Source organism: Pseudomonas sp. 14A, from assembly GCF_018132745.1.
Taxonomy (GTDB): domain Bacteria; phylum Pseudomonadota; class Gammaproteobacteria; order Pseudomonadales; family Pseudomonadaceae; genus Aquipseudomonas; species Aquipseudomonas mercuritolerans.
The window spans coordinates 137,928-157,813 of sequence record NZ_JAGRQJ010000003.1 but is presented as its reverse complement, the minus strand read 5'-3'; the positions used below and the strand labels follow the sequence as shown (position 1 = coordinate 157,813).

Genomic DNA, 19,886 nt, shown 5'->3' with positions numbered 1-19,886 from the left:
ACTCATGATGAGTCGGCCGTTCGGCTTTTTGTCTTCAACCGATTGCAGAGGGTTATCGATGAAAATGCTTCCCCTACGTGCGGCCATCGCGGCTGCGTTGCTGAGTGTCGCTGTCGGCGCCTCGGCCAAACCCTTGGTGGTCTGCACCGAAGCCAGCCCGGAAGGCTTCGATATGGTCCAGTACACAACTGCAGTCACGGCGGACGCTGTGGCCGAAACCATCTTCAATCGCCTGGCCGATTTCAAGCCCGGCACCACCGAAGTGATCCCGGCGCTCGCCGAGTCCTGGGACATCAGCGAAGACGGCCTGACCTACACGTTCCACCTGCGCAAAGGCGTCAAGTTTCACACCACCGAATATTTCAAGCCGACCCGCGACATGAACGCCGACGACGTGGTGTGGAGCTTCCAGCGTCAGCTGGACCCGAATCACCCGTGGCACAAACTGTCGAGCGTGGGCTTCCCGTACTTTGAAAGCATGGGCTTCAAGGAATTGCTCAAAAGCGTAGAAAAAGTCGACGACAACACAGTCAAGTTCACCCTGACCCGCCGCGAAGCGCCGTTCCTGGCCGACATCGCCATGGCCTTCTCGTCGATCTACCCGGCCGAATACGCCGACCAGTTGCTCAAGGCCAACAAGACTGGCGATCTGAACAACAAGCCGATCGGCACCGGCCCGTTCATCTTCCAGCGTTACGCCAAGGATGCGCAGGTGCGCTTCAAGGCCAACCCGGATTACTTCCGTGGCAAGCCGCCGGCCGACGCGTTGATCCTGGCGATCGCCACCGACAACAACGTGCGCCTGCAAAAGCTCAAGGCCAACGAGTGCCAGGTCGCGCTGTATCCGAAACCGGATGACATCCCGAGCATCAAGAAAGACAGCAAGCTGAAAGTCGACGAGCTGGACGCGATGACCGTTTCATACATCGCCATGAACACCCAGCACAAGTACATGAGCGACGTGCGCGTGCGCAAAGCCATCGACATCGCGTTCGACAAGGAAGCCTACGTCAACGCACTGTTCGGCAAGGGTAACGCGTCGGTGGCGGTCAACCCGTACCCGCCGACCCTGCTCGGCTACAACCATGATCTGAAGAACCCGCCGCGCGACCTCGACGCAGCGCGCAAGCTGCTCAAGGAAGCCGGGGTTCCGGAAGGCACCACCTTCACCCTGTTCACCCGTAACGGCGGCGGTCCGACCAACCCCAACCCGATGCTCGGCGCGCAGATGATGCAGGCTGACCTGGCGAAAGTCGGGATCAAGATCGACATCCGCGTGATGGAATGGGGCGAGATGCTCAAGCGCGCCAAGGCCGGCGAGCACGACATGGTCTCGGCCGGATGGGCGGGCGACAACGGCGACCCGGATAACTTCCTGACGCCTATGCTCAGTTGCGAGGCCGCCAAGAACGGCGAAAACTACGCACGCTGGTGCAACGAGAAATTCCAGGCACTGCTGGATGAAGCGCGGGCTAAAGTAGATCCGGCCGAACGCGCCGCGCTCTACGAACAGGCCCAAGTGCTGTTTAATCAGGACCAGCCATGGATCAGCATGGCCCATACTCGGATGTTCACTGCAATGCGCAACAATGTAGAGGGCTACCACATCAGCCCTCTCACCACTAATAACTTCGCCACCACCCAGGTGAAGTAGATAAGAAACGCCCGGCGTCCCTTACCTGAGGGACGCCGGACACGCCTAACCGGCTGATGAGGTACCACACAAGATGTTTAGTTTTATTGCCCGCCGACTGGGGTTGTTGATCCCCACGTTTTTCGGCATCACCTTGCTGACTTTCGCGTTGATTCGCATGATTCCGGGCGACCCCGTGGAAGTGATGATGGGCGAACGTCGGGTCGACCCCGAAATGCACGCTCAGGCAATGGAACGCCTGGGGCTGAACAAGCCGCTGTATGCCCAGTACCTGGACTACATCGGCAAACTGGCCCAAGGCGATCTCGGTGAGTCGTTGCGTACCCGTGAAAGCGTGTGGACCGAGTTCACCTCTCTTTTCCCGGCGACCCTGGAACTGTCCATGGCCGCCCTGCTGTTCGCTGGCATCCTCGGGCTTCTGGCCGGGGTGATCGCGGCACTCAAACGAGGATCGCTGTTCGACCACGGGGTGATGGGCATCTCCCTCGCGGGCTATTCGATGCCGATCTTCTGGTGGGGCCTGATCCTGATCATGTTCTTCTCGGTGAGCCTGGGCTGGACCCCGGTCTCCGGGCGCATCGACCTGCTGTATGACATCGAGCCGAAAACCGGCTTCATGCTGATCGACACGCTGCTGGCCGATGACGTCGGCGCGTTCTTCGACGCCCTGCATCACCTGATCCTGCCGGCCATTGTGCTCGGCACCATTCCGCTGGCGGTGATCGCGCGGATGACCCGTTCGTCGATGCTCGAAGTGCTGCGCGAAGACTACATCCGCACCGCCAAGGCCAAAGGCCTGTCGCCGTCGCGCGTGGTCTTCGTGCACGGTCTGCGCAACGCACTGATTCCTGTGCTGACGGTTGTAGGTCTGCAAGTCGGCACGCTGCTGGCCGGTGCGGTCCTGACCGAAACCATCTTTTCCTGGCCCGGCATCGGTAAATGGCTGATCGAAGCCATCGGCGCCCGGGACTATCCGGTGGTGCAAAACGGCATCCTGTTAATCGCCTGCCTGGTGATTCTGGTCAACTTCGTGGTGGACATCCTCTACGGCTTTGCCAACCCACGCATCCGTCATCAGCGCTGAGGTCAATACCCATGAGCACTCCAACATCCTCAGTAGCCACCGCCACGTCCGCCGTGGATCAAAGCCTGCTGTACCCGTCGCCGTACAAAGAATTCTGGCAAGCGTTCTCGAAGAACAAGGGCGCCGTTGCCGGCCTGCTGTTCATGCTGCTGATCATCTTCTGCGCGATCTTCGCGCCGTGGGTCGCGCCGCATAACCCGAGCGAGCAATACCGTGACTTCCTGCTGACGCCGCCGGCGTGGCTCGAAGGCGGGCAGATGCAGTTCCTGCTCGGCACCGACGAACTCGGCCGTGACCTGCTGTCGCGTCTGATCCAGGGTTCGCGCCTGTCGCTGCTGATCGGCTTGTCGTCGGTGGTGATGTCGCTGATTCCGGGGATCCTGCTGGGTCTGTTTGCCGGTTTCTTCCCGAAAGTGGTCGGCCCGACCATCATGCGTCTGATGGACATCATGCTGGCCCTGCCATCGCTGCTGCTGGCCGTGGCGATCGTCGCCATCCTCGGCCCTGGCCTGATCAACACAGTGATCGCGATTGCTGTGGTTTCCCTGCCGTCCTACGTGCGTCTGACCCGTGCCGCCGTCATGGGCGAACTGAACCGCGACTACGTCACCGCCGCGCGTCTGGCCGGTGCCGGTCTGCCGCGCCTGATGTTCATCACCGTGCTGCCCAACTGCATGGCGCCGCTGATCGTGCAGGCGACCCTGAGCTTCTCCTCGGCGATTCTCGATGCCGCTGCACTGGGCTTCCTCGGCCTCGGCGTACAACCACCAACCCCTGAGTGGGGCACCATGCTGGCCTCGGCCCGCGACTACATCGAACGCGCCTGGTGGGTGGTAAGTCTGCCTGGTCTGACCATTTTGCTCAGCGTGCTGGCAATCAACTTGATGGGCGACGGCCTGCGCGATGCGCTGGACCCGAAACTCAAGAACGCCGCCTGAGGAGATTCAAATGTCACTGCTAGAAATCAAGAATCTCAACGTCCGCTTCGGCGACAAGACCGCGACCCCGGTGGTCGACGGCCTCGACCTGAAAGTCGACAAAGGCGAAGTATTGGCCATCGTTGGCGAGTCGGGTTCGGGTAAATCCGTGACCATGATGGCGCTGATGGGCCTGATCGAGCATCCCGGCATCGTCACCGCCGACTCGCTCAGCTTCGACGGCAAGGACATGCTCAAACTCAGCAACCGCCAGCGTCGGCAGATCGTCGGCAAAGACCTGTCGATGGTCTTCCAGGACCCGATGACCGCGCTGAACCCGAGCTACACCGTCGGATTCCAGATCGAGGAAGTGCTGCGCCTGCACCTGAAAATGTCCGGCAAGCAAGCGCGCAAGCGTGCCATCGAACTGCTGGAAAAAGTCGAGATCCCGGGCGCCGCCAGCCGCATGGACGCCTATCCGCATCAACTGTCCGGCGGTATGAGCCAGCGTGTCGCGATCGCCATGGCGATTGCCGGCGAGCCGAAACTGTTGATCGCCGACGAACCGACCACCGCGCTGGACGTGACGATTCAGGCGCAGATCATGGATCTGCTGCTGGCGTTGCAGAAAGAGCAGAACATGGGCCTGGTGCTGATTACCCACGACCTCGCCGTCGTGGCTGAAACTGCCCAGCGCGTCTGCGTGATGTACGCCGGCCAGGCGGTTGAAGTCGGTCAGGTGCCGCAACTGTTCGACATCCCGGCGCACCCGTACAGCGAAGCGCTGCTCAAGGCGATTCCCGAGCACAGCCTCGGCGCCTCACGCCTGTCGACCCTGCCGGGCATCGTTCCGGGCCGCTACGACCGTCCGCAGGGTTGCCTGCTGTCGCCGCGCTGCCCGTACGTGCAGGACAACTGCCGCACCCAACGTCCGGGCCTTGATCCGAAAGCCAACAGCCTCGCCCGCTGCTTCTACCCGCTGAACCAGGAGGTGGCGTAATGGCCGTCGTACTTACCGCCCGCGACCTGACCCGTCACTACGAAGTCTCCCGTGGCCTGTTCAAGGGCCACGCCACCGTGCGCGCGCTCAACGGCGTGTCGTTCGAACTGGAAGCCGGCAAGACCCTCGCCGTAGTGGGGGAGTCGGGCTGCGGCAAATCCACTCTCGCCCGCGCCCTGACGCTGATTGAGGAGCCGTCATCGGGCTCGCTGCAGATCGCCGGTCAGGAAGTTGCCGGCGCCGACAAGGCCGAGCGCAAGCAACTGCGCAAAGACGTGCAGATGGTGTTTCAGAGCCCGTATGCGTCGTTGAACCCACGGCAGAAAATCGGTGATCAACTGGCCGAGCCGCTGTTGATCAACACCAAGCTGTCAGCCGCCGAACGTCGCGAGAAAGTCCAGGCGATGATGAAGCAGGTCGGCTTGCGCCCCGAGCACTACCAGCGCTATCCGCACATGTTCTCTGGCGGTCAGCGCCAGCGTATCGCTCTGGCGCGGGCAATGATGCTGCAACCGAAAGTGCTGGTCGCGGACGAACCGACTTCGGCGCTGGACGTGTCGATTCAGGCCCAGGTGCTCAACCTGTTCATGGATTTGCAGCAGGAGTTCAACACAGCCTACGTGTTCATCTCGCACAACCTCGCGGTGGTGCAGCACGTGGCCGATGACGTGATGGTGATGTACCTCGGCCGCCCGGTGGAACTGGGTCCGAAGAACGACATCTACGAACGCCCGCTGCATCCGTACACCCAGGCCCTGCTGTCGGCGACCCCGACCATTCATCCGGACCCGAACAAGCCGAAAATCAAGATCGTCGGCGAACTGCCCAACCCGCTGAACCCGCCACCGGGCTGCGCGTTCCACAAGCGCTGCCCGTATGCGACCGAGCGTTGCACCACGGAAGAGCCGCTGTTGCGTGAACTGGATAACCGGCAAGTGGCTTGCCACTACGCCGAGCAGTTTCTCGACGGCGCGGCGTAAGACCACGGAATATCCATGTGGGAGCGAGCCTGCTCGCGAATGCGGTGTAACAGTCACCAACATTGTCGACTGAAATGACGCTTTCGCGAGCAGGCTCGCTCCCACAGGGAGTTCGTGTTGATTCAAGAATTCATGCGATAACAAAACCCCCTCCACCTCGATTGCGCATCAGTCGAGGCCGAAGGGGTTTTTGTTTGGCCGGCGATCTATGTCTGGCTATCGCCTTCGTCATCCGGGTCATCGGTGTCCGGCTCATCAGTGGTCGAGTCGTCGTCATCGGCGCTGCCACCCTGATTCATATCCCCCGGTTCCGACTCGGACTTGGCCAGCATCAGGCCGCTATGCCCGACCTGGCCGTTAAACGCCTGAGATTCGTGATCCTCGCACTCGGCCCATGCCGTTGCGGTGCCGAGGGATAGCATCACCATCACTTTCAACAACATCAAAACCCGTAGCAATCTGCTTTTCATGGCCGACTCCATCCTGTTGCGCTAAGACATGCTTGCCGGACTGGCTCGATGTGAAATCTAGTTGCGATCCGACCGGCTCACCACTTAGGACGCGACCGCGCAGGCAGAAATGCCATTGACCGCCAGATTGCTTTCGAATAACCCCGATAACCGAATCAGCTAAGCGCTGCGCGTGGCCTGCCAGGTCAGTGGAATGGAGATCAGCACCAGCAGCGCGCTCATCAGCCAGACACTGTGCCCGCCAAACTGGCCGTAGAGCTGCGCACTGAGCACCGGCGACAATAACGCACTGGCGCTCCAGCTCATGAAGAACAGCCCGAAGTATTGACCGCTCTTGCCGCTCTGCGCGAACTGCATCGCCAGTACATTCAATGGTGGCATGAACAGCGCCTCGCCCAGCGTCCAGATCAGCGTCGACAGACAGACAAAAGCCAAGCCGGAACCGAACGGCAACATGCCCAATCCGCAGGCCAACAGCACACTGCCGACGAGCATTTGCCAGCGCGAGCCCCAGCGCTCGACCGAGTGCGACAGCGGGATTTGCAAAGCGATCACCAACAGCGCATTGAGCCCGAACTGCCAACCGATCGCCTCTGTGCTCAGGTGGTAGTAATCACGCAGATAATTGCCCAGCGTGCTGTACACCGTGTCGAATGCAATGCCGAGCACGGCCGTCGCCGCCAGCAGCCAGAGGAACGGCTTGTCGCGATACGGCAGGCTTGAGCCATCGGTCGATTCGTCTTCAACCACCAGCACCGGCCGCCGCCACGTCGTGCGCACGAACCACAGCAACGCCAGCATCGTCATTGCCGCACTGACAAAAAACACCCAACGAAAATCCGCCTGCGCCAACACTCCGCCCGCCACCCCGGCAGCGGCCATGCCCAGATTACGCGCCACCCGACTCAGGGCCTGCGCACGGGAACGTTGCGCGACTTCGCAATACTCCATGATCAGCCGCTGATGCAACGTCCGAATCGCCCCATCGATGACACCGCTGAGCAACAACAAAGCGGCCAGCCACGGCACCTGCGTCACCAGCCCCAACAGCATCAGCACCCACACCGAAACGAAAAACAGCACCGCCGTCAGCCGCGCCGTGCGCACATGATCACTGAGCCAACCACCGAGCATCGAACCGACCAGCAACCCGGCGCCATAGGCCGAAAGCAACCAGCCGACGGTTTCAATCGCCAGGCCCAATTCCTGACGCAGGTACAGCGCCATGAACAGCTTGACCATGGCGCTGAGGCGGTTGATGAACAACAGCGCCGCGAGGACCCAGGCCATGGGGGTGAAATAGCCGTTGGGGCGCAGGAGATGGGTCAGTCCTTTGAGCATGTAACGTCCGATGGGCGCGAGGGTTTGCTGAACAGTAGACGGGTTGGATTGGAATGTCGTGGGGGTGAGGTCAGCCGAAGTAAAAGCAGAGTATGGCTACGACGTAGAGGGAAAACGCCTTACGGAAAAATCGCCGCGCCCGGATTCAACTTGATTTTTCACGCGGCGTTAAAGACCAAAAGCCCCTCACCCTAACCCTCTCCCGGAGGGAGAGGGGACTGACCGTGGTGATTGGGCGAGGTACGCCGACCTGCAATACCAAGTCGAATGCAGATTTTGAACAACCAACAGATCGGCTCCCTCTCCCTCGGGAGAGGGCTGGGGTGAGGGGCAGCAACAATGCAAATCAAAAGCCGAAAACCCACGCTTTTCACCACTCAATAGGCCGAGTGTCAGCTCGCCTGCTCTTGATCTTGATCCACCGGCGACGTCGGAAGGCTGAGCGGAGGGATTGATCCGGGTGTGGGAGCGCAGCGACCGTTTGACGAAGTCGAACACAGCGGAAGGAGGTGCAGCGAAGCAAACCGGAGCCGCTGCGCCCGGATCAGTCCCGGAGCGAAGGAACCCGAGCCTGCGAGGGCCGAACGCAGGAGCTAGCGTTTTTTGCTTACTTTTTTTGGCGCTTGTAAAAAAGTAAGTCGCCGTCAGGCGAAACCGTCAGCAGCCGCTACCGAAGCAACGGATATTCACCCGAACCCAAGGCAATAAAAAGCCCCCAAGGCCTACACCTCAGGGGCTTTCAGAAAAACACCTCAAACCTTAATGATGCTCCCGCGTCGCGCGGAACTTCACATCAGGCCAGCGCTCTTCCATCAATGCCAGATTCACCCGCGTCGGCGCCAGGTAAGTCAGGTGACCACCGCCATCCAGCGCGAGGTTCTCCACCGCCTTGTTGGAGAATTCCTCAAGCTTCTTCTTGTCGTCACACTCGATCCAGCGCGCCGAATACACGGTGATCGGCTCATACGAGCACTCGACCTTGTATTCCTCTTTCAAGCGGCTGGCGACCACATCGAACTGCAGCACACCGACGGCGCCGAGAATGATGTCGTTGCTGCGCTCGGGGAAGAACACCTGCGTCGCGCCCTCTTCCGCCAACTGCTGCAAGCCCTGACGCAACTGCTTGGATTTCAGCGGATCACGCAGACGCACGCGACGGAACAGTTCCGGGGCGAAGTGCGGGATGCCGGTGAAACCGAGGACTTCGCCTTCGCTGAAGGTGTCGCCAATCTGGATCGTGCCGTGGTTGTGCAGACCGATGATGTCTCCAGCGTACGCCTCTTCCAGTTGCTCACGCTCGGAGGAGAAGAACGTCAGGGCGTCGCCGATGCGCACGTCCTTGCCGGTGCGCACATGGCGCATCTTCATGCCTTTTTCGTACTTGCCGGAGCAGATACGCATGAAGGCAATGCGGTCGCGGTGTTTCGGGTCCATGTTCGCCTGGATCTTGAAGATGAAGCCCGAGAACTTCTCTTCCACCGGCTCGACAGTACGCTCGTTGGCCACACGGGCCAGCGGACGCGGCGCCCAATCGACGACAGCATCGAGCACGTGGTCGACACCGAAGTTGCCAAGCGCGGTACCGAAGAACACCGGGGTCAGTTGGCCGTCGAGGAATTCCTGCTGGTTGAATTCGTGGCAGGCGCCCTGCACCAGTTCCAGCTGTTCGATGAAACGCTCGTACTCGTCGCCCAGATGCGCGCGCGCCTCGTCGGAGTCGAGTTTCTCGATGATCTTGGTTTCGGTGCGCTCGTGACCATGACCGGCGGTGTAGACAATGATGTAGTCGTCGGCCAGGTGATACACGCCCTTGAAATCGCGGTAGCAACCGATCGGCCAGGTGATCGGCGCAGCCTTGATCTTCAGGACCGCTTCGATTTCGTCGAGCAGTTCGATCGGGTCGCGGATATCACGGTCGAGTTTGTTGATGAAGCTGACGATCGGCGTGTCACGCAGACGGCAGACGTCCATCAGCGCAATGGTCCGTGGCTCTACACCCTTACCGCCGTCGAGCACCATCAGGGCCGAGTCCACCGCTGTCAGGGTGCGGTAGGTGTCTTCGGAGAAGTCTTCGTGGCCCGGAGTGTCGAGCAGGTTGATCATGTGTTCGCGATAGGGGAACTGCATCACCGACGTGGTAATGGAAATACCCCGCTGCTTCTCCATCTCCATCCAGTCGGATGTCGCATGGCGATCGGATTTACGGGATTTCACCGTACCGGCCACTGCAATCGCCTTGCCCATCAACAGGAGCTTTTCGGTGATCGTGGTTTTACCGGCATCGGGGTGGGAAATAATGGCGAAAGTGCGGCGTTTCGCGACTTCGGCGGCCTGTTGGGTCATGGGAAATCGCCTGGCGGTGATTCAAAAAAGGGCGGCGAGTATAGCTTAAAAAGTGATCGCCAAACCACCGTCCCTCGGCCGCACAAAACCCCGCAGAAGCTGCCGAAGGCAGCGATCTTTGACCTGTTTTTTAGAAGCCAGATCAAAAGATCGCAGCCTGCGGCAGCTCCTACAGGTGGCCAGATGGCATCCAATGTGGGAACCTTTTAAAGCACGGAGACGTCCATCCCCTGTTACGAACTTTCGTCAGGGGCTGAAAAATCAGCAAGTTAGCCTGACGAGGCTGCGCTCATGGCTCGCTTTCGCACCGCTTGGCCGGTGCTGGAAAACGGCTACTTTTCGCGAACGCTGACTCCGGCAGCCAGGAATGGCTTGCCACGCGGAGCAGCGCTCGCCGACTACAAAAAAAGGAGTCCGCCTGTGGCTATCCGCTATGGCAAAGGGCTGATGGGAGGTGCGGTGGTGATCGCGCTCCTGGCCCTGCTGGTCCACTGGATCGGCATCAACACGATCGAACACTACCGCGACGATTTGTTGTTTTACCTGCAAGCTCATCTGATTCTCGTCCTCGCTTCCATGCTGGCCGCCCTTGTCGTGGGCATCCCCGCCGGTATCTTCCTCAGCCGCCCGAGCATGGTCGGCCGCGCCGAACGCTTCATGCAGATCTTCAATATCGGCAACACCGTGCCACCGCTGGCCGTGCTCGCGATTGCGCTGGGCATCCTCGGCATCGGCAGTGGCCCGGCGATCTTCGCCCTGTTCCTCGCCTCGCTGTTGCCAATCGTGCGCAACACCTATGAAGGCCTGAAAAATGTCCAGGGCTCGCTGAAGGAAGCCGCTGTCGGCATCGGCATGACCCCGCGCCAAGTGTTGTGGAAAGTCGAATTGCCCAACGCCGTGCCGATCATCGTCGGTGGCGTGCGGGTCGCACTGGCGATCAACGTCGGCACCGCGCCGCTGGCGTTCCTGATCGGCGCCAACAGCCTCGGCAGCCTGATCTTCCCCGGCATCGCCCTGAACAATCAGCCGCAACTGCTGCTCGGCGCCGCGTGCACCGCGCTGTTGGCGCTGTTGCTCGATGGCGTGGTCACCCTCGCCAGCCGCCTATGGCTGGAACGCGGTCTGCGCCCGTCTTAAGGCTTTGCGAAGGAATATTTATGAAACGACTTAGCTTGATCTTAGGCTGCGTCCTGCTGTTCGCAGGAATCGCGCAAGCCGCTGAAAAACCGGTCATCCGCCTCGGCGCCCGGGTCTTCACAGAGCAGACCCTGCTCGCCGAAATCACCGCGCAATACCTGCGCAGCAAAGGCTACGACGCGCAGATCACCGGCGGTCTGGGCAGCAACCTCGCGCGCAGCGCCCACGAAAGCGGCCAATTGGACCTGCTCTGGGAATACACCGGCGTGTCGCTGGTGGCCTACAACCATGTCACCGAGAAACTCGACAGCGCGCAGTCCTACGCCCGGGTCAAAGAACTCGACGCGAAAAAAGGCCTGGTCTGGCTGACGCCTTCGAAGTTCAGCAACACCTATGCCCTCGCCCTGCCGAAAAAGGTTGCCGAGCAATACCCGCAGATCGGCAATATCAGCCAGCTCAACGAAGTGCTGCGCGCCGAGGCCAAGACCAACCACCTGGTGGCGCTGGATACCGAGTTCGCCAACCGCTCCGACGGTCTCGACGGCATGGTCAAGCTCTACGACATGAACCTGACCCGCAAGAACATCCGGCAGATGGACGCCGGCCTGGTCTACACCGCGCTGCGTAACGGTCAGGTGTTTGCCGGTCTGGTCTACACCACAGACGGCCGTCTCAACGCCTTCGGCCTGAAATTGCTGGAAGACGACAAGCATTACTTCCCCGACTACACCGCCGCTCCCGTGGTGCGTCAGGCCACGCTGGACGCCAACCCGAAACTGGCCGAACAACTCAAGCCGCTGGCCGAACTGTTCGACGACGAAACCATGCGCCAACTCAACGCGCGGGTCGATGTCGACCACGAAAGCCCATCGTCCGTTGCCGCCGATTTCCTGCGCCAGCACCCACTGAATTAAGAGAGGAGAAGTCATGGAATTTCTGAACGCCTTTTCCCATCTCGACTGGCAGCAGGTGATGCACCTGACCTGGCAGCACATCACTCTGGTCGGCATCGCCGTGACCCTGGCCATCGTCATCGGCGTGCCGCTGGGCATCCTGATGACGCGCTTCCCCACCCTCGCCGGCCCGCTGCAAGCCAGCGCCACGGTGCTGCTGACCGTGCCGTCGATCGCCCTGTTCGGCCTGCTGCTGCCGTTCTACTCCAAGTTCGGCCAGGGCCTGGGGCCGCTGCCGGCAATCACCGCCGTGTTCCTCTATTCGCTGCTGCCGATCATGCGCAACACCTACCTCGCCCTCACCGGCGTCGAGCCGGGCATCCGCGAAGCCGCGCGCGGCATCGGCATGACCTTCGGCCAGCGCCTGCGCATGGTTGAGCTGCCGATCGCGGTGCCGGTGATTCTTGCCGGCGTGCGCACCGCGGTGGTGATGAACATCGGCGTGATGACCATCGCCGCGACCATCGGCGCCGGCGGCCTCGGTGTGTTGATCCTCGCCTCCATCAGCCGCAGTGACATGTCGATGCTTATCGTCGGCGCGCTGCTGGTCAGTCTTCTGGCGATTTTCGCCGACCTCGTTTTGCAGTGGCTGCAACGCTCGCTGACTCCAAAAGGACTCCTGAAATGATCGAACTTCAAAACCTCAGCAAAACTTTCCAAAGCAACGGCAAAGATGTCAAAGCCGTGGACTCGGTGAGCCTGACCGTCAATGAAGGCGAGATCTGCGTGTTCCTCGGGCCATCGGGTTGCGGCAAAAGCACCACGCTGAAAATGATCAACCGCCTGATCAAACCGACCTCGGGCAACATCCTCATCAACGGCGAAGACACCACCGATCTCGACGAGGTGACCCTGCGCCGCAACATCGGCTACGTGATCCAGCAGATCGGCCTGTTCCCGAACATGACCATCGAAGAGAACATCGTCGTGGTGCCGAAACTGCTCGGCTGGGACAAACAGAAATGCCACGACCGCGCCCGCGAACTGATGAGCATGATCAAGCTCGAGCCCAAGCAGTATCTGCATCGCTACCCGCGTGAATTGTCCGGTGGTCAGCAACAGCGTATCGGCGTGATTCGTGCGCTTGCGGCTGACGCCCCGCTGTTGTTGATGGACGAGCCGTTCGGCGCGGTCGACCCGATCAACCGCGAGATGATCCAGAACGAATTCTTCGAGATGCAGCGCGCACTGAACAAGACCGTGATCATGGTCAGCCACGACATCGACGAAGCGATCAAGCTGGGCGACAAGATCGCCATTTTCCGCGCCGGCAAGCTGCTGCAGATCGACCATCCGGACACCCTGCTGGCGCATCCGGCGGATGATTTCGTCAGCAACTTCGTCGGCCAGGACAGCACGCTCAAACGCTTGCTGTTGGTGAAGGCCGAAGACGCGGCGGACAACGCGCCGTCGGTCAGCCCGGAAACCCCGGTGGCCGATGCGCTGGAATTGATGGACGAGCACGACCGTCGCTACGTGGTGGTCACCTGCGCCGAGAACAAGGCGCTGGGTTATGTGCGCCGTCGCGACCTCCATCGCCAGACCGGCACCTGCGCGCAATTCCTGCGCGAGTTCAACGCCACCGCAGCGTACGACGAGCACTTGCGCATCCTGTTGTCGCGCATGTACGAGTTCAACCGCGCCTGGCTGCCGGTGATGGATGCCGAACGGGTATTCCTCGGTGAAGTGACGCAGGAATCGATCGCGGCGTACCTGAGCTCGGGACGTTCGCGGGGGATGAAGACCAGTATCGTCTCGCCGGCTGAGACGGTGGTCGCATAATCCGTCTGCGTGGTTGAAACCCGATCCCTGTGGGAGCGAACCTGCTCGCGAAGCGCAATTTCAGTCGACGCTGATGGCGGCTGTGAAAATGCCTTCGCGAGCAGGCTCGCTCCCACAGGATCTGCGTGATTTTGTTGATCTTCGCAGGGTGACAAAGAATCTCAACAGCCTCTCCTGCAATAGCGTCGTCAATCCAGCTTCTTCAAGATCCAAATCCCCCTTCAACACCCTCTCTCGACGCCAACGTCGCCGATGTTGCGGCTATCACACTTACCTGTGATCTAGCCGACAAAAGCCACGAACGTGCAGATATGTTTAACACCCGAAAATTCGCCGGGAACATCTGCCCGTCATCTCGGTCGGGTAGAAGGAGTGATGAACGCGACGCACGTCAGAAGCGTGCAAAAACGCGACATTTTTAGTTGATCTCGCGCCCCTCACGCCCTAAAGTTCGCGCCGAACGTCCATGCTGGAAACGATCCATCCGGCTCAAGTACTGACGACGAGACAGCGAGGCCAAGGGATAGCTGCACATCTCTGGGCCTTTTTGCTTTCGGCGACATGCCTTGGGAAGTAGGCGAACCAAAGTGGGGATACGGAGGGCGTTCATGCACCCATTGATTAACTTAGTTTGCCAGCAGGAGTTCCCAGCATGTCGATCCAGGTCGAAGACTATTTCGCGCGCGCTACATTCGACAAAATGAAGGCGTTCGCCGACAAACAGGAAACCCCGTTCGTGGTGATCGACACCGCGATGATCGCCCAGGCCTACGATGACCTGCGCGCCGGTTTCGAATTCGCCAAGGTCTACTACGCGGTCAAGGCCAACCCGGCCGTCGAGATCATCGACCTGCTCAAAGACAAGGGTTCGAGCTTCGACATCGCCTCGATCTACGAGCTGGACAAGGTCATGGACCGCGGCGTCAGCCCGGACCGTATCAGCTACGGCAACACCATCAAGAAATCCAAGGACATCCGCTACTTCTATGAGAAGGGCGTGCGTCTGTTCTCCACCGACTCCGAAGCCGACCTGCGCAACATCGCCAAGGCTGCACCGGGTTCGAAAGTCTATGTGCGCATCCTCACTGAAGGCTCGACCACGGCTGACTGGCCACTGTCGCGCAAGTTCGGCTGCCAGACCGACATGGCCATGGACCTGTTGATCCTCGCCCGCGACCTGGGTCTGGTGCCGTACGGCATCTCGTTCCACGTCGGCTCGCAACAACGCGACATCAGCGTCTGGGACGCGGCGATCGCCAAGGTCAAAGTGATCTTCGAACGCCTGAAAGAAGAAGACGGCATCCACCTCAAGCTGATCAACATGGGCGGCGGCTTCCCGGCCAACTACATCACCCGCACCAACAGCCTGGAAACCTACGCCGAAGAGATCATTCGCTTCCTCAAGGAAGACTTCGGTGATGACCTGCCGGAAATCATCCTCGAGCCGGGCCGTTCGCTGATCGCCAACGCCGGTATTCTGGTCAGCGAAGTGGTGCTGGTTGCGCGCAAGTCGCGCACCGCTGTCGAGCGTTGGGTTTACACCGATGTGGGCAAGTTCTCCGGCCTGATCGAAACCATGGACGAAGCGATCAAGTTCCCGATCTGGACCGAGAAGAAAGGCGAAATGGAAGAAGTCGTGATCGCCGGCCCGACCTGCGACAGCGCCGACATCATGTACGAGAACTACAAGTATGGCTTGCCGCTGAACCTGGCGATTGGTGATCGTCTGTACTGGTTGTCGACCGGTGCGTACACCACCAGTTACAGCGCGGTTGAGTTCAATGGGTTTCCGCCGTTGAAGTCGTTTTACGTTTAAGCGCTGAATCGGTAATGCAAAAAGCCCATGATGTGTCATGGGCTTTTTTGTGTCTGGCTTTGAGATTGGTGGTGTGCTTTCGATCTATCCCCCTCACCCCAGCCCTCTCCCCCAAGGGGGCGAGGGGGAAAGGGAGCAGATCGGGGGCTCTTCAAAACCTGAGGTCGACTGGATATCTCAGGTCGGTGTACCTGGAACATCCAACTCGGTCAGTCCCCTCTCCCTCTGGGAGAGGGTTAGGGTGAGGGCTATTGGCACCGAAGCGCATACCGCCCAGCCAACGCCTGAATCTTCGGATCTACAGCATTCGCCAGCGCCTGACTCGCCACCCGCAGGAAATTCAGATTGCCGGCGGCCAAGGCTTTCTCCAGCCACTCGACCGCTTCATCAACCCGCCCCTCAGCCGCCAACACCGCCGCATAACTGAACTGCCCACGAAAATCCCCTGCCTCGGCAGAGCGCCGATACCACTCGCGCGCCGCCAGCGGATCCGCTGGACACACCTGCCCTTCCTCCAGATAACGCCCCAGCAGATTCATCGATTTCGCATGGCCCAACTCAGCCGCGCGCCGATACAACGCCAACGCCTGCTGATGATCAACCGTCACCCCGCGCCCGGTCGCCAGCAAGTTGGCCAGGTTGTACATCGCCCAGTCCAGCCCCGCCTCGGCGGCGATCCGATAATGCTGCGCCGCCACCGACGCATCCGCAGCACAACCCCAGCCATGCTCATGACAGCGTCCGAGCATGTTGCGCGCCATCAGATGCCCGCGCCCGGCGGCAATGCCGAACCAGCGCAGCGCCAGCGCTTGATCCTGGGCGATGCCCTGGCCGTCGAGCAGGATCTGCCCAAGCAGCGCCTGCGCTTCAACCTCGCCCTCGCCCGCCGCCAGCAAAATCGCCTGCGCAGCGCGGGCCGGGCTTTCTTCAAGCATCGCCGCGAACCCGGCCGCATCGAGGACTTCCTCGCGGCGCAACTGGAAACTCATACCTCGACCCAACGCCGCAGCAAGTTGTGATAAGTGCCGGTGAGGCGGATCAGCGAAGGGTGATCGGGCATGTCCTGGGTCAACTGCTGAATCGCGCCGTCCATCTCGAACAGCAAGGCGCGCTGGCTGTCTTCGCGCACCAGGCTCTGCGTCCAGAAGAATGAGGCGTAACGCGCGCCGCGAGTGACGGCATTGACCTTGTGCAAACTGGTGCCCGGATACAACACCATGTCGCCGGCTGGCAGCTTCACTCGCTGGGTGCCGTAGGTGTCCTGAATCTCCAGTTCGCCGCCGTCGTAATCTTCCGGCTCGCTGAAAAACAGCGTCGCCGACAAATCGGTGCGCACTCGCTCGATGCTGCCCTTGGGCTGGCGCACGGCATTGTCGATATGGAAATCGAAACTGCCGCCAGCCGTGTAGCAGTTCACCAGCGGCGGGAAGACCTTGTGCGGCAATGCGGCAGACATGAACAGCGGATTCTTCCACAGTCGCTCGAGCATCGCCGCGCCGATTTCCTTCGCCAGTGGATGGCCTTCTGGCAGTTGCAGATTGTGCTTGGCCTTGGCCGACTGGAAGCCGGCGGTGACCTTGCCGTCGGCCCAATCCGCTTGCTCCAGGGCCAGGCGGATGCGCTGCACTTCGTCTTTTGCGAACAGCCCGGGAATGTGCAGCAGCATGGCGATGTCACCTGATGGCAAGAAGGCGGCAATGGTATTGATTCTTATTGACTGTGTAAAACCCCCAAGACGAACGAACAGGCAGAAACCGTAAGGGCAAATTGTAAAGAATGTAAATTCAATGCGAATAACAATGTTTCGCAATTGATACAAATACCTGTTTACCCTATATTCCGCCGCCTCAAATCCTTGGGGAGGGGAATAAAAATGGCACGTCAACACGCACAATTACCGGTCAGTTCACCACGTCTGCTCGCCTCGGCAATCGGTGTCGCAATCACCGCCGGCTCCGCTGGGCAGATGGTCTTCGCGGCGGAAAAAACCGACAGCAAAGCGTCCGGCAACGCCATCGCCCTGGACGCCACCGCCATCACCGGCGAAGCCCAGGACTCGACGTCCTACCAGGTCGAAAAAGCCTCCTCGCCCAAGTACACCGCGCCGCTGGTCGACACGCCGCGCTCGGTCACCGTCATCCCGCAACAAGTGCTCAAGGACACCGGCGCGCTGAACATGCAGGACGCGCTGCGCACCGTGCCGGGCATCACCTTCGGCGCCGGTGAAGGGGGCAACCCGCAGGGCGATCGTCCGTTCATTCGCGGCTTCGACGCCCAGGGCGACACCTATCTGGACGGCGTGCGCGACACCGGTTCGCAGAGCCGCGAGATCTTCGCTGTGGAAAACATCGAAGTCAGCAAAGGCCCGAACTCGGCGATTGGCGGTCGCGGTGCAGCCGGCGGCAGCATTAATCTGGTGAGCAAGAAAGCCCATCTGGGCAACTCCTTCGACGGCGGCTTCACCTACGGCTCCGACCAGACCCAGCGCTACACCCTCGACGGCAACTACCAGTTCAGCGACAGCGCTGCCGGCCGTCTCAACCTGATGAGCCACGAGAGCAACGTCGCCGGTCGCGACAAGGTCGATTACGACCGCTGGGGTATCGCACCGTCGCTGGCCTTCGGCCTGGGCACTGACACCCGCGTCAACCTCGACTACTACCATCTGGAAAGCAACGACACCCCGGACTCGGGCATCCCGTACACCATTCCCACCGGTGGTTCGGCCGCACGCACCAAGTCCAACCCGGACAAGCCGTATGCCGGTGGCGATCACGACAATTTCTATGGTCTGGATCGCGACTTCCGCAAGGGCCGCACCGACACCGCGACCTTCGCCATCGAGCACGACCTCAATGATGCGCTGACCATCAAGAACACCCTGCGCCACGGCAGCAGCATGCAGGATTACATCCTCACCCAGCCGGACGACAGCAAGGGCAACGTCAACAACGGCAGCGTCTGGCGTCGGGCCAACACGCGGGTGAGCAATACTGAAACCACCACCAACCAGACCGACCTGTTCGGCACCTTCTACGTGGCCGGTTTCAAGAACAGCTTCTCCACCGGTGTCGAATACACCCGCGAGCAGAGCGAGAAATCCTCGTACAACGTCAACACCGACACCACGCCGCGCACCAGCGCTGTCACCACCAACTGCAACCCGGGCCTGATCGGCGCCGCCAGCGGTTACAACTGCACCTCGCTGTCGAACCCGAATCCGAACGATCCGTGGAACGGCGCGATCTCGCGCAACTACGCCGGCACCGACACCCAGGCCGACACCTACGCGCTGTACGTGTTCGACACGCTGGAGTTGTCCGAGCAATGGCTGGTGAACATGGGCCTGCGCTACGACCACTTCGACACCGACTACAAAACCTACAACGCCGCAGGCACCACCACCTCCAAGGGTGATGACACCAGCGAATTCGTCACCGGCCAGTTCGGCGTGGTCTACAAACCGGCGGAAAACGGCAGCATCTACGCCTCTTATGCAACTTCGGCGACACCGCCGGGCAACACCTTGGGCGAAGGTCAGGAAGGCAATCCGCTGGGCGGCACCCCGGATCGCAGCGGCAACCTGCTGAGCAGCGACATGGAGCCGGAAACCACCAAGAACTACGAAATCGGCACAAAGTGGGACCTGCTCAACGATCGCCTGTCGCTGACCGCCGACATCTTCCGCACCGAGAAGGAAAACGCTCGCGTGCAGGTCGACACCAGCTCCTACGAGAACGCCGGCAAGACCCGCGTACAAGGCTTCGAACTGTCGGCCAGCGGCAAGATCACCGACAAGTGGCAGGTGTTCGCCGGTTACGCCTTCATGGACAGCGAACAGGTTGACGGTGGCCCGCTGGGTCGTGCCAACGACGGCAACGATCTGCCGAACACACCGAAAAACAGCGCCAGCCTGTGGACCACGTATCAGGTCACGCCGAAGCTGACGATCGGTGGTGGCGCGTTCTACGTCGACGACGTCTACGGCAGTGTGGCGAACACGACAATGGTCGATTCGTACGTGCGTTACGACGCGATGGCGGCCTACAAGCTGACCAAGAACGTCGACCTGCAACTCAACGTGCAGAACCTGACCGACGAAACCTATTACGACAAAGCCTTCTCGACCCACTTCGCCAACCAGGCGGCGGGACGCACGGCGCTGTTGAGCACCAATTTCCACTTCTGACCGATGTGAAAACCTGTGGGAGCGAGCTTGCTCGCGAAAGCGGTGGCTCAGTGAAGTCGATGCTGACTGACACGACGCCTTCGCGAGCAAGCTCGCTCCCACATAAGATCTGCGAAACGGATCAGGCCCCGTTCATTCAGTTGAACGGGGCTTTCGTGTGTTACGCAAAACGCATCTTGATAACCCACGGCATAATGCGCGCCGTGATGACAATTTCCGA

Annotated in this window: 16 protein-coding genes; 11 read left to right on the top strand and 5 right to left on the bottom strand. The window is 60.5% G+C overall.

Annotated features, from left to right (window positions below):
* Positions 1 to 58 precede the first annotated feature (58 nt).
* The 5 genes from PS14A_RS03350 to PS14A_RS03330 all read left to right on the top strand — a co-directional run bounded on the left by PS14A_RS03350 (position 59) and on the right by PS14A_RS03330 (position 5,635).
* Positions 59 to 1,654: an ABC transporter substrate-binding protein gene (locus tag PS14A_RS03350; RefSeq protein WP_130910323.1), complete on the top strand. Its 1,596-nt coding sequence runs from the start codon at positions 59 to 61 to the stop codon at positions 1,652 to 1,654.
* Positions 1,655 to 1,727: 73 nt separating this feature from the next.
* Positions 1,728 to 2,738, top strand: coding sequence for an ABC transporter permease subunit (locus tag PS14A_RS03345; protein WP_016771720.1), 1,011 nt, complete (start codon positions 1,728 to 1,730; stop codon positions 2,736 to 2,738).
* An 11-nt stretch (positions 2,739 to 2,749) separates the two neighbouring features.
* On the top strand, positions 2,750 to 3,676 hold the full coding sequence (locus tag PS14A_RS03340) for an ABC transporter permease subunit (RefSeq protein WP_016771721.1): 927 nt from the start codon (positions 2,750 to 2,752) through the stop codon (positions 3,674 to 3,676).
* 10 nt (positions 3,677 to 3,686) lie between these two features.
* On the top strand, positions 3,687 to 4,655 hold the full coding sequence (locus PS14A_RS03335; protein WP_016771722.1) for an ABC transporter ATP-binding protein: 969 nt from the start codon (positions 3,687 to 3,689) through the stop codon (positions 4,653 to 4,655).
* Complete coding sequence (locus PS14A_RS03330) at positions 4,655 to 5,635, top strand: peptide ABC transporter ATP-binding protein (RefSeq protein ID WP_212615310.1); 981 nt, start codon at positions 4,655 to 4,657, stop codon at positions 5,633 to 5,635. Before PS14A_RS03335 ends, PS14A_RS03330 begins: the two co-directional genes overlap by 1 nt.
* A 206-nt stretch (positions 5,636 to 5,841) precedes the next feature.
* Here PS14A_RS03330 and PS14A_RS03325 read toward each other — a convergent pair whose 3' ends face one another.
* The 3 genes from PS14A_RS03325 to PS14A_RS03315 form a co-directional block, all read right to left on the bottom strand.
* Positions 5,842 to 6,105 carry a hypothetical protein gene (locus PS14A_RS03325; protein WP_016771725.1) on the bottom strand — a complete coding sequence of 88 codons (264 nt, stop codon included), beginning with the start codon at positions 6,103 to 6,105 and terminating at the stop codon, positions 5,842 to 5,844.
* 159 nt (positions 6,106 to 6,264) lie between these two features.
* On the bottom strand, positions 6,265 to 7,446 hold the full coding sequence (locus PS14A_RS03320) for an MFS transporter (RefSeq protein ID WP_212615309.1): 1,182 nt from the start codon (positions 7,444 to 7,446) through the stop codon (positions 6,265 to 6,267).
* Positions 7,447 to 8,205: 759 nt separating this feature from the next.
* The gene (locus PS14A_RS03315) at positions 8,206 to 9,789 is read right to left on the bottom strand and encodes a peptide chain release factor 3 (RefSeq protein ID WP_016771727.1); all 1,584 of its coding nucleotides are present in this window, start codon (positions 9,787 to 9,789) and stop codon (positions 8,206 to 8,208) included.
* Between the two features lie 447 nt (positions 9,790 to 10,236).
* On the opposite strand from PS14A_RS03315, the gene PS14A_RS03310 reads away from it, so the two are divergent.
* From PS14A_RS03310 to PS14A_RS03290, 5 genes are all read left to right on the top strand, one after another.
* Positions 10,237 to 10,926, top strand: coding sequence for an ABC transporter permease (locus tag PS14A_RS03310; protein ID WP_166554532.1), 690 nt, complete (start codon positions 10,237 to 10,239; stop codon positions 10,924 to 10,926).
* A gap of 20 nt (positions 10,927 to 10,946) precedes the next feature.
* Complete coding sequence (locus PS14A_RS03305) at positions 10,947 to 11,840, top strand: glycine betaine ABC transporter substrate-binding protein (protein WP_016771730.1); 894 nt, start codon at positions 10,947 to 10,949, stop codon at positions 11,838 to 11,840.
* A 13-nt stretch (positions 11,841 to 11,853) separates the two neighbouring features.
* Positions 11,854 to 12,507, top strand: coding sequence for an ABC transporter permease (locus PS14A_RS03300; protein ID WP_024011588.1), 654 nt, complete (start codon positions 11,854 to 11,856; stop codon positions 12,505 to 12,507).
* Positions 12,504 to 13,661 carry an ABC transporter ATP-binding protein gene (locus PS14A_RS03295; RefSeq protein ID WP_212615308.1) on the top strand — a complete coding sequence of 386 codons (1,158 nt, stop codon included), beginning with the start codon at positions 12,504 to 12,506 and terminating at the stop codon, positions 13,659 to 13,661. The genes PS14A_RS03300 and PS14A_RS03295 overlap by 4 nt, the downstream gene beginning before the upstream one ends.
* Positions 13,662 to 14,313: 652 nt before the next feature.
* The gene (locus PS14A_RS03290) at positions 14,314 to 15,477 is read left to right on the top strand and encodes a type III PLP-dependent enzyme (protein WP_016771733.1); all 1,164 of its coding nucleotides are present in this window, start codon (positions 14,314 to 14,316) and stop codon (positions 15,475 to 15,477) included.
* A gap of 248 nt (positions 15,478 to 15,725) precedes the next feature.
* On the opposite strand, the gene PS14A_RS03285 is transcribed toward PS14A_RS03290, so the two are convergent.
* Complete coding sequence (locus PS14A_RS03285; protein WP_212615307.1) at positions 15,726 to 16,466, bottom strand: tetratricopeptide repeat protein; 741 nt, start codon at positions 16,464 to 16,466, stop codon at positions 15,726 to 15,728.
* The gene (locus PS14A_RS03280) at positions 16,463 to 17,143 is read right to left on the bottom strand and encodes a Fe2+-dependent dioxygenase (RefSeq protein ID WP_212615306.1); all 681 of its coding nucleotides are present in this window, start codon (positions 17,141 to 17,143) and stop codon (positions 16,463 to 16,465) included. The genes PS14A_RS03285 and PS14A_RS03280 overlap by 4 nt, the downstream gene beginning before the upstream one ends.
* A 207-nt stretch (positions 17,144 to 17,350) precedes the next feature.
* Here PS14A_RS03280 and PS14A_RS03275 point away from each other — a divergent pair, with 207 nt between their 5' ends.
* Entirely contained in the window at positions 17,351 to 19,666 is a 2,316-nt protein-coding gene (locus PS14A_RS03275; protein WP_212615305.1) for a TonB-dependent siderophore receptor, read from the top strand.
* Positions 19,667 to 19,886 lie beyond the last annotated feature (220 nt).